16 protein-coding genes are annotated in these 10,339 nt (G+C 42.4%); 14 read left to right on the top strand and 2 right to left on the bottom strand.

Annotation, left to right across the window (positions count from 1 at the left end):
• The 14 genes from QUB61_RS35145 to QUB61_RS35080 form a co-directional block, all read left to right on the top strand.
• Positions 1–286: hypothetical protein (locus QUB61_RS35145; protein WP_333135524.1), on the top strand; the 286-nt coding region annotated here is incomplete at its 5' end.
• Between the two features lie 7 nt (positions 287–293).
• Positions 294–2,066 (top strand): hypothetical protein, encoded by a 1,773-nt coding sequence (locus tag QUB61_RS35140; protein ID WP_333135526.1) that lies wholly within the window; start codon positions 294–296, stop codon positions 2,064–2,066.
• Positions 2,063–2,410, top strand: coding sequence for a hypothetical protein (locus QUB61_RS35135; RefSeq protein ID WP_333135528.1), 348 nt, complete (start codon positions 2,063–2,065; stop codon positions 2,408–2,410). Before QUB61_RS35140 ends, QUB61_RS35135 begins: the two co-directional genes overlap by 4 nt.
• Positions 2,411–3,346, top strand: a complete 936-nt coding sequence (locus tag QUB61_RS35130) for a hypothetical protein (RefSeq protein ID WP_333135530.1) — start codon at positions 2,411–2,413, stop codon at positions 3,344–3,346. It begins immediately after the preceding gene.
• Positions 3,333–4,298, top strand: coding sequence for a hypothetical protein (locus QUB61_RS35125; RefSeq protein WP_333135532.1), 966 nt, complete (start codon positions 3,333–3,335; stop codon positions 4,296–4,298). The genes QUB61_RS35130 and QUB61_RS35125 overlap by 14 nt, the downstream gene beginning before the upstream one ends.
• Positions 4,299–4,392: 94 nt before the next feature.
• Positions 4,393–4,722, top strand: coding sequence for a hypothetical protein (locus tag QUB61_RS35120; protein WP_333135534.1), 330 nt, complete (start codon positions 4,393–4,395; stop codon positions 4,720–4,722).
• Between the two features lie 76 nt (positions 4,723–4,798).
• A complete protein-coding gene (locus QUB61_RS35115; protein WP_333135536.1) occupies positions 4,799–5,341 on the top strand; it encodes a hypothetical protein in 543 nt (180 codons plus the stop codon).
• 54 nt (positions 5,342–5,395) lie between these two features.
• Positions 5,396–5,953 (top strand): hypothetical protein, encoded by a 558-nt coding sequence (locus tag QUB61_RS35110; RefSeq protein ID WP_333135538.1) that lies wholly within the window; start codon positions 5,396–5,398, stop codon positions 5,951–5,953.
• On the top strand, positions 5,943–6,227 hold the full coding sequence (locus tag QUB61_RS35105) for a hypothetical protein (protein WP_333135540.1): 285 nt from the start codon (positions 5,943–5,945) through the stop codon (positions 6,225–6,227). Before QUB61_RS35110 ends, QUB61_RS35105 begins: the two co-directional genes overlap by 11 nt.
• Positions 6,211–6,627 carry a hypothetical protein gene (locus QUB61_RS35100; protein WP_333135542.1) on the top strand — a complete coding sequence of 139 codons (417 nt, stop codon included), beginning with the start codon at positions 6,211–6,213 and terminating at the stop codon, positions 6,625–6,627. Before QUB61_RS35105 ends, QUB61_RS35100 begins: the two co-directional genes overlap by 17 nt.
• Before the next feature lie 135 nt (positions 6,628–6,762).
• The gene (locus QUB61_RS35095) at positions 6,763–7,143 is read left to right on the top strand and encodes a hypothetical protein (RefSeq protein WP_333135544.1); all 381 of its coding nucleotides are present in this window, start codon (positions 6,763–6,765) and stop codon (positions 7,141–7,143) included.
• Positions 7,130–7,312 (top strand): hypothetical protein, encoded by a 183-nt coding sequence (locus QUB61_RS35090; RefSeq protein WP_333135546.1) that lies wholly within the window; start codon positions 7,130–7,132, stop codon positions 7,310–7,312. The genes QUB61_RS35095 and QUB61_RS35090 overlap by 14 nt, the downstream gene beginning before the upstream one ends.
• Positions 7,313–7,323: 11 nt before the next feature.
• On the top strand, positions 7,324–7,533 hold the full coding sequence (locus QUB61_RS35085; protein WP_333135548.1) for a hypothetical protein: 210 nt from the start codon (positions 7,324–7,326) through the stop codon (positions 7,531–7,533).
• Positions 7,534–7,689: 156 nt separating this feature from the next.
• Complete coding sequence (locus QUB61_RS35080) at positions 7,690–8,283, top strand: C39 family peptidase (RefSeq protein ID WP_333135549.1); 594 nt, start codon at positions 7,690–7,692, stop codon at positions 8,281–8,283.
• A 223-nt stretch (positions 8,284–8,506) separates the two neighbouring features.
• On the opposite strand, the gene QUB61_RS35075 is transcribed toward QUB61_RS35080, so the two are convergent.
• Entirely contained in the window at positions 8,507–9,649 is a 1,143-nt protein-coding gene (locus tag QUB61_RS35075; protein ID WP_333135551.1) for a tyrosine-type recombinase/integrase, read from the bottom strand.
• Position 9,650: 1 nt separating this feature from the next.
• Positions 9,651–10,199 (bottom strand): hypothetical protein, encoded by a 549-nt coding sequence (locus QUB61_RS35070; protein WP_333135553.1) that lies wholly within the window; start codon positions 10,197–10,199, stop codon positions 9,651–9,653.
• Positions 10,200–10,339 lie beyond the last annotated feature (140 nt).

The raw sequence follows: 10,339 nt of genomic DNA, 5'->3' as shown, positions 1-10,339 counted from the left end.
GATGCTATATCTGCCCATTCTTGTGGCTTTTTCATGCCTTCTCTTGTTCCTCAATCAAAGACCTGAATCCTTACAAATCAATAGCGCAATATTAGGTGCTATTGGGCGCACAGCAACGCAATTGCCACAAGCTGCAAAAGTCGCAAATAGTACCGCTGCTGGAATAAAAACAGTTACTTCGGTAGCTGAATCCTTGAGTACCTTTGTGCCGTCTCAGGGTATTAATATGGGTGCTTATGGTGCTCAGAAAACTGTTCAAACGGTTAGTCAAGCTTGTTCGATATGATAAAAATATGAGTATTTGCAGTGGAATTGGAAATGGGATTGGAGGCGCGCTTGGTAAGTTTGGTGCCGGTTTGGGTAGTGCCCTCGGATTGGGTGCAGTTGTGGATGCAGGAGTCCGGGCTTATACCGGATATGGGCTGCTCGAAACGTTGTCAGTGCCGTACATTGAGTGTCCTGACGGTTCGTTTGCTAGTGCTATGGAATGGTATGGCTCAGGCTTGAAATGCCCTAGCAAAAAAGAAAATATAAAATCACAAGAGCCAACCCGTTCACAAAAAAAAGCTGCTAAAAATTATAATGAGTTAATTAAACAGCTAGGTGGCGTTACTTATACTTATTGGGGTGCTCATGCAATAGGTTTATGGACAGGTTCAATGAGTACCGTAATAGCAGAAGTAATGGGCGGTCACTGGAAACCTCAACCACAAAAAATCGATGCTTATGGCAATGTACTGAATACAGGCTTAGTTGCTGAAGGTCTGGGTGATAGTCAAGTGCGTTCATCTTTTCTTGATGGAAATATAGCTGTTATAAATTATGGTTGGGGAGGATGGGGGTCTAGCTCTTATGCCAATGGGGTAGACACGGACAGTGCTTTTTCACCCCCATTTGCCCAATATTTAGAAGATACAGTTTGGCAAAAACATATTGGGTATCAAAATATTATTGGAATACGCGCAAGTATCCCAATAACAGCACCTAAAGCACCCCCGACCGGTAATATTCCACCGCCACGGGGATTTAGTCCGCCCGATCGTAAAAATAATAAGGAGGATTGCGAAGAAGTGAGTTGTGCTTGCGTTACGCCTGCCGATATTGAAAAAGCTGTAAAAAAAGCCCTAGGGCTTACCCCGTTTGCTCCCGAAAAACTCATTCGGGAACTGGGGGCAAAAATGTTTGCCGCGCCGGGTCCTAGTTTAATACCTGTAGTTCCTCAAAATTTGGTTGAGGCGATCGCAGCGTTGGTGGCTGCCAATTACATGAGAGCTGGATACGGGCGCTACCCCGTGATGATGCCACAGTCTCTTATTAATGATGATTCGATCGGCGATGCAGTACCCGCACAGCCGTTAGAGAATTTTGCCGAATGGTTTGAGTGGCATATCAAGCAGCAAGATGCTGTGCAGGGCGAATGGCCAATAGACATTGCAATTGTCGATGGTGCCAAGCGTCAGCCACTAAAATTTGAAAATATGAGCGAAGCTTTTGCCGAACTTACTGGCCTCGTGATTCAAACTGCGGCTGACGCAGATGCTGCCGTATCGGTTGCAAGTCACGCAGCAGTAGCTGCCACGAAAAGCCAAACTGCTGCCGTAATTGCTCAGAAAAACGTAGAATGCTTAATTAAATTCTTTGGCGTCCGGACTGGCTACGGCTCAATTTTTGTGGATTCAGTCATTACTCCAATGGACTCGGATAGTCCGAATTTTAATTTAAAGAAATTTCTTACTCCATCAAAACAGTCTGTGGCTTTTCTTACAGACGTGGATCCGTTTGATTTCCAGGCTGTATGCGATCGCATACTCCGAAATTCGGAGATTGCTAAAGCTGCAGTGGCAATGGATGCCTCAAAAGAACTTGTTGGCGATTACGCCCGCAACCAACGCAAATATGATGCAGCAGAAGCAAAAAAAGAAGCTGAAAAAGAATTAGACAAGTTGCAATCTTCAATTAACACCCAAAATCCTGATTTTAAAATTAAAATCAAAGTGGATACGCCTGCTGGGAACGCAGATGTCCCCGGTAACAATTTTGTAATAAAAAGACCTAAAAGTGAATGAATGATTTAACCTGGGCTGAACTACTGGCCACTTTAGCTCCAAATTCTATTTTTGTAGACGCAACCAAAGGGATTTGTGTAAGTGTGTCGCTGGTTAGCGGAGAAACGACAAACTTAAATGCGCTTACGCAACTGGGAGTTGTCGAATTTGCGTACAAGCTTTTAGATGCAGCTAATCGCGCGCAAACGTCCAAAAACGCGACGCTGCCGACGGGAAGCAAGTTAAACGCTTTCGGCGCTCCAACTTGGTCTACTCCTACCAGCACCGGAACCGTGACAGCTCGCCATTCTGTATCTGCTCAATTCACAGTAAGCACGGCGGTAGCAACCGCACCTTTGATTTAAATGAACCAAACACCCATCGTTCTTGGAGAACTTACGGAACTGCGATCGCGCCGGACGCGCATTTTAAACACCCAGAGCTTGGGTGGAACCAGGACAATCGATATTACTGCTAGCAGCGACGGTAGCAATCCCGGTGTAACTACCGGCAATGGCGGAACCGGTATTTTAGGAGGAATTGTTTCTAGGCTACAACAGTTTGCTGGGTTTCTTTTTCAACAGGTATTAAATACTCTAACCGCCAGCATTACTCAAATTGCTAGCACGTTAATCAATAGTTACTTACAATTAGAATCGTTCGACTGGAACCAAACTGACGAAGAAATCAAGAAAAAGATTGAATCCAACAACGAGCAATTGCTGCTAAATTCGGGCGACGCGATTGGGCAGTTAGCGGCGTGGGGCTTAATTGGCTTTGCTAATTTAGCGATCGGCGCCACGCTAGGAGCTTTAGGAAAAGCTACCGGAAATAACAAGTTGCGCGGAGCTGCAATTTCAGGCATCTCCGTGCCGGTGCTTTCGGGAAAAATTGCTGCTGCGCTTGCCGAAGAGGGTGGAGAAGAACTTCGAGGAGAATTGCAATCATTTTTGATGCAGGCTAAAAATATTGCCACTCAAAATGGAATTTTGGCTACAATTCTTTCTGCTAGAAAAGCAGGATTCTTTGGCGGAAGCATTACCGACACATCGCTGCCAGTAGATAGTTTTATTAGCCGCCAACAAGATTTTATTAAAAAAAATATACCCGAGAAGTGGCAAGATTGGGCAGAAGACGCTCTTGACAGCTTTAAAGATACTTTAAGCGAAGCAATATATGTTGTTACTCGCACGATCGATGATGACATTGCTGCTCGAAAATATGCCGACTATCAAGCGCAGCGCCAACAGCAAGTAACGCTACTTATTAACGAACCAGACGAAGACGATGACCAAAATTAATTTTACAGGTAGCTTAGAAGAAATTAAAAAGCAAGTTGAACAAACTGTTGCTACTTACGAGCTATTGGGAAATCGTTCGTCCGTAAATTTTGAGCAGTGGTTTGAGGCGTGGGAAACTGGATTTCCTAGTGCTCTTGAAAATCGAGCGCTCGGCAACTATCAATTGACGGGAGACAAAATTTGGCGCGACGATGCGAGCAAGCGCCCCCGATGGCGGCGATGGTTTATCGAAAACGGAGTGATTACAGGTGAATACTGGCGCGATCGCAGTATTGAAAACCGCTCTATCGTTTTGAGTGGCACGAGCGAGCAGGTAATCGAACACATTATTCAAATAGAATATGTGGGCAAAAGCACCGAGGAAACACCTGCAAGTTTTATAGGTGGTGGAGAGGTGAAGCGGCAAGGGAGACCACAGTTGTATGTATATTTCACTGAAGACGAAAGCGACGTAGAACCGGGATACAATCCTATTCGCAGTGAAATTTCGATGAGATTAATGGATCAGACGGAGACCTCGCTGACTAGAGCGGATTTAAATCGATATGCGACCAAAATTCAAAATGTATTCGGATCACAAGGCGGAAAAATTTGGAAGCGCGGGAAAGATATGGCAAGTTACACAGATTGGGAGCGCGGCTACCAACTGCAACTTTTAGTACGCTCTAAATCCGACGGTGAAGAATTAATAAAAAATTTCTTAAGTATTCAAGATGCGCCGTTTGCTAAGAAAAAATATTTTTATAACGAAAACCAAGACTGGCTCAACGCCTATCCGACTAATCCGGGCGAAGAAATAATTCTAGGAAAAGAAATAAAAAAGGCCAGAAAAAGACCGATAACGCAAATTAGGTTTGAGTCAGCTTGGCTCAGTCTTGGGTCTGTTCGCAGGCCTATTTACCTAATTGATCTGTCCGGTCGAAATACGGCGTTTTCCGATTTAACTTTTTAAGCCACGAAGGGTGACACCCTTCGTGGAGGCAGTATACCTTGCTTTTGTTGGCTACTTTTGAGAAATAATACAGCTCACCAAAGGTAGTTAAACCGTGGCAGAAATTACTTACGCTCAGTGGATGGAAAAATTAAGTGACACCACGCTGACAACGATGATCACGAACGCTTCGCTGCCCGCAACTACGCTTCCGCCGGCCGAAACGCTCTGGAAGCTGATGCAGTCGTATAAAAAGGCGCAAGATGAGTGGAACGTGGAAAATGCCGGTGGCACCCTGCCGAGTTTGGCGACTGTAGACTTGCTTCAGCTCGGTCCCAGCGTAGAAACCAATGCTGAAGGGAGAAATTACATTCGAGGTCGAGCTCAAATGCAGTGCATCATCTTTTTGGATTCTAACGATGTACAGGGCGTAACCGTAATTTAATCACTGAATCCAAAAAATTGTTTTTTTCTTGAAAACGCAAACATTTTGAAAATTAAGAGCAAAAAAGCGTCACAAAATGGTAAAGCAAAGATTTTCTAATATTCGCAAGTCAATTAAAGACGGGCTTACTGGCACCGATCTTACAGCTTATAAAGCTTGGCGTCGAGGAGATGTTAAAATTGACGCCAAAAATGTCAAGCGAGGACCTTCTGTCCGTAAAATTCTTTCGCCTTTTTTTAGAGAAGGATTTACGGATTTTGTAGGCACTAAAGTTTCTGGCAGAGCTTTTGGTGCTGTTGGAGCGCTTAGTTTAACGGAAACATACCTAGGTTTATCCGATATTCCTTCTCCTGTTCCCCCAGGGACGGTTATTAGGAGATTAAAAAGATATTCGCCTGCGAAAATGATTTGTTTTTTGCCTACAGCGGGTGGCGTTGCTACAACTCCTAAATCAACAATTACTACGGTAGAATACAACAAAATACCTGGCGAAAGTTATACTTTTCCTTTCGGGAAAAGGGATGTTGCCGGATTTAGAAACTGGTTGGAAATTACAGTTACATTAGAAAATTCTGTACTTCCGGGAACTAGAAGCAGCTTTGCTGTAGAAAACTTCTGAACACCTCAAAGCTAGTAGTTTAAACTGTCAAAATCAAACGTGAGTTAAAAATAAATGCCAAGAGAAAGATTTAGCGATCTTAATGACGCCATTAAAAAAGGTCGCACGGGAGATAAAATTACCGCTTATAAAGATTGGCGAGCCGACGGTGCTGCTGCAACTTATCCCGCACCAGTAATGCCTGCAAAAGGTGGAAGCGTAAAAAAAGCTTTACTACCGTTTTATTTTGGTGCAACTGATTTTACCAATTTTGCCGTAGTCAAACTTTCAGGTCGGGCCTTTGGAGCGTTGGCAGCAGTTGGTTTGTCAGAAGCTAAGTTAAATTTTGATGATATTCCTGATACAATTCCGCCTACTGCATCTTACGAAATTGTTGACGGATTGTCACCAGCAAAAGCTGTAATCTTTTTGCCGGGAACTGGCTCGACAAGCACAAAAAGCCGAGTTACAGCAAGTAATTACAAAAAACGGAACGGACAAACTTATACCTTGCCTTTCGGTAAAAAAGATCTTGCTGGCAAACGAGACCAAAAAGGAATGAGAGCTCAAATTTTAGCGGGGGTGATTGCCGGAGCTAACGTTAGTTTCAAAGAAGAAATCTATGTTCCTTAATGATTCCAATATTATTCAATTGGAAGATTGTTTTCGCTCTTACCTTTGGAAACCTCCTGAAGGTTTTTCGGATACCGAGTGTGTCGAATTGATTAAAATTCTTGACACAGCAAATCGAGCCACTAGCCGTTTTTTGAAAGGCGAGATTGACGAAGAAACTTTTCTTGATATTAAAGAGTGGGCTCACGGTACTGAAACTATTGACGATTTCATTGAAAGTGCAGAAGAAAATATAGATTTTTTTCTACCTGGATTTTATGAGCGTTGTTGTTGATAATTTGGGAGGATGGTTTGATTTGGGGACGATTTCTCCAAATCACGAGTGGAAGTTAACCAACAATGGGGCAGCATTAAACGCACTGTTTCGATTGACTTACACAACTGATTGGACAGAGTGGGAAACTACTACTAAATTTAAATCTTACGGATTGATTAGATTCCACTACCGACAAAACGAACAATTTTCATTAGTCGATCGTGCTGTCAAAATTTATCCCAAACGAGAAATTGAATTAGTTCGTTTTCCTCCTCCTCCTGAATTTTCTAATTTATCTAATATCGTGCGCGTTCCTGCTGTTAAACGCGTGACTTACGATAGGAGAGGTCAAGGAGGGTTAAATTTAGCAAATATAATCCTTTGGTCGGTAAAGATTGAATATTTGTTAATTACTTAGTTATTGAAGCTTGTATAGGAGAATAGGATGCCATAAATGAATTTAGCAACAATTGGCGCAATACTAAGAGCAATTGCTTCGCTTTTAGCGATTCTTGCGTACCTTGACATTTGAAACTATCAAATTTAAGACAATATGACAAATATTTTTATCGCTATTGCAGTAGGAGGTTTGTTTGTACTAATAGTTAATTGGAAAAAAAAATCACAGACAAAAATCAATAAAAACATAATTGCTCAGGAACAGAAGAGTTTACACCAAAATAGTGATGAAGATAAAGCTAATCTAGGACGCACAATTTTAAGCCGAATTTCTACTCTCGAAACTAGAGTTGTTCGTAATGAATCCAACATACAATCTTTAAAAGATAATGATGAGCAAAAACAATTGCAAATTAATCAAATGTACAATTGGTTTGGGTCTATGATCCGTCACAGCGCTGAAGAGCCTTTTAAAAAAGAGGCTATTGAAAAATTTTTAGCCGAGGAAGAGTTAAAAAACAATGACACTAGATAAGCAGAAATTAGAACAACAGTTAACAGCACGATTAAATCAGTTACACGCTCTGATTAATATGCTAGAAAACCAAGGTACAAAACACCCCCAATATCACCAACTTTCAATGCTCAAGGAACAAAAAAACAGCGTAGACTCTCAATTAACAAGATTACAAAAGTTAATGTAACTAAAAATTTTATGATGAAACTAGCCGAATTTCCCAAACTCCCACAAACAACGACTGATTTAGTCGTGCTGTTATTTGCCTTTACGGCAGCCAGTTTTCTTTGGGGGATAATTATCATGGGTTATCAAGAAAGAAAAGCACCGCCAGAGTTTAAAGAAATTGGTTTATTTCTAGGGGGGGGAGTTTTGGGTGCTATAGGTGCCAAAAATCTTTCCTCCTAATGAAATTATGAAATTAAATAACAATGGCTTACGCTCAAGCTGCACATCTACTGACCGACTCCAATGCTAGCTATGCAGAAATAGCAGACAAAATCAAGCTAAGAATTCAAACAAAATTAACGTCATGATTGACGCAAAACTCAACAATCAAAACTTATGTTAGAAATCAAACTGCCAGTTAAATACTTTAACCAGGTTAACAACGACGCGCAATATCACGGCAGTGGCAACCGTCAGTGCTGTTTAACGGCTAATGCTATGTCAGCAGAGTATTTATGCGAAACCCGAAAGCTTGAAACTTTTACGGAACGAGCCAAAGAATGGGGTTTGCGCGAACCTGAAAGCGCTTACGGTCAAATCCTTGACAAATATGGCGATACTACGGATCACGATGCTAATACAAAAGCGCTTCGCGAAGTTGGGTTAGAGAGTTATTTCTCAACTTCACTGTCAGTCAGAGATTTGATTAAATCTCTTGAGTTAAATATTCCGCCAGCGGTAGGACTTCACTACAAATCAAGCGGGCATATCGTTACGATCGTAGGCGTCAATACTAAAAAAGAATTTTTCTGGGTGCACGACCCTTATGGGGTCAGAGCTGGAATTGCTGATTACTATGAAGTAATTGGTGGGCAAAGTGGAAAATTCGATCGTTACAGTTTTAGTATCATGAAAGCCTTATGGGAATCCATGAACGATGGGTGGGGTCGCATCTTTACTCACATTGGCGGTATGCCTACAGGCTTGTAAAAGGGCTGGCTCCTTGTTTTCCTAAAATAGCCTTACGTGCCAGCAATTCTAATTTATCGAGTTTCGTAATCCAAAATCTCATTTTCAGTGTTTGCAAGGGGTTCAGCTTTTCGCCTGCTAAGCAACCGCATCCCACTCCTCCACAAATTCCAGCTGCGCGATCGCAAGTGCTGAATTACTAAAATTTGCGATCGCATATTCTGAATTGCTTTAGCCGCCGCCGTTAAAACTCCGGGACAGAAATTTTGTTAACTATCCCCGCATAGCTTTTAAAGATTATTTCTGCCGAGTTTCCAACCCATTGAGCGATTTGCACTGGGCTAATTCCAGCTTCAAGGCAGGCGCTAATCATTGTATGTCGTGTATTGTATTGCGGCCGGTATCCATCGATCACGCCATCAGTAGCAAGCTGGCGCACAATCCCTAGCGTGTTGCCCTTGCCGTACCAACTGGTGCGTAAATCTTGATGACTTACTGGCGAGCCGTCAGGGCGCACAAATACTGAGGAATTAGCGATTGCAGATTTCGGTTTAATCGACAGCAGTAAATCTCGCAATTGTCGATTGCAGGGGAAATCTCGCTGTGGCGATTGTTTAGTGCCCTGCTTTCGCTGAACACCGCCTTTGCCCAAAATCATTACCTCTTCAAAACTGATTGAGCTACAATCAGTTTTAATATTTTCCCACCGGAGTCCGAGCGCTTCGGATGTGCGACAGCCACTCAGGAAGAAGAATTTAATAAGTGGAAGCAGATAATTAAATTTGTCAGATTCCTCAAAAGCAGTAAGAATTTTCTGCCTTTCGTCAGCAGAAAAAGGATGAATCTTAGGCTTAGTTTTTTTGATTTTGATTTTACTTTTCCCAAAAAAAGGATTAATTTTTATCAAATCCCTTTCTACGGCCCAATTGCAAGCTGCATTAAGTTGCATTAGAATCCGCCTGCAAGCATCTAAAGTTTTATTGGCTACCATCCAATCTTTGAGTTGCATGGCGTCGCTAGAGAGTTGGTAGGGACAACCCTTTAAATGATTAAGGGTATTGATATAAGTCCCCTTCCAAGTTGTTGCGGATTTATCTTTTTTAGTATTAATGTATTTCTCATATATTTCAACAAAGGTAATACTATTTTTTTGTTCTTCAAAAGTGATAGATTGATACTTTTTTAAAGTTGAATCGAAATACCCAGATAAAATATCTAGCTCTATTTGTCTGGCTTTGATTTCCGCTGCTTTGCGATTTTGCGGATTGTCAGCCAATCCCAGCGACAAATATACTTGTTTTTTGTCACTCCAGAGGTTGCGCGGCAACCTTAATCGAAGGTTGCCGCGTACAGAACTAACCGTAACCGAACCTCTAGAATTTTTCATATCAGCTTTCACCAAACTTTTTTCGCAACTCTACAAGACGGACTTTACCTTCAATAAATTTCCTACCTTTCATATTGAGGATATTTTCAATAATCCAAGTAGGGCTTTTACCTTCCAGTTCCGCCGCGCTTACCTTCCACCACAGAGCCAAATCACTAGCATCAGCTTCGGAAGTGGAAGTGAGAACAGAATCCTGTAAGTCGTTGCTGTATATAGCTTCCAAAGCTTGTCTGCTAGCTTCCACATCAACGCTAGGGCTTGTCAAAATAAGTTCGGCTTCCTGCTGCCTTTGAGTTTGGCTTACATAGGTGGCGACGGAAATTTCATCAACCACATCAGCTTTAATCGCCCTGGTTTTGATTTCCTCAATCTCGTTCTTTTCTGCCAGCGTCCGAGCAATATTGCCGGCCGATACTGCACAAGCAACAGCGCCACACAATGACAGCCCCTGCATAAATTTGTGCCAACCAACTTTTTTATCAAGCGCGGTTAGGGGAAACAGCCAGAGCAGCACGGCAGCACCCGAAAGCACAAGCATTTTTAACTGCATAAAAATACCCCCGCGCCGATCGCCACCATAGCTAGGCCAGCCAGCAGCAAAGCTTGGAGATTCTGCACAGAAATTTTGAGCCAGCCACTAACCGAAAAATCTAAGAGCCAGCACAGGCACCACAAAATAAAAACTGCTGC

Origin of the sequence: Microcoleus sp. C2D2, assembly GCF_036702495.1 — a bacterium.
Classification (GTDB): domain Bacteria; phylum Cyanobacteriota; class Cyanobacteriia; order Cyanobacteriales; family Microcoleaceae; genus Microcoleus.
Note: the sequence above shows the minus strand (reverse complement) of the source record. Positions and strands in the feature narration are given on the sequence as shown.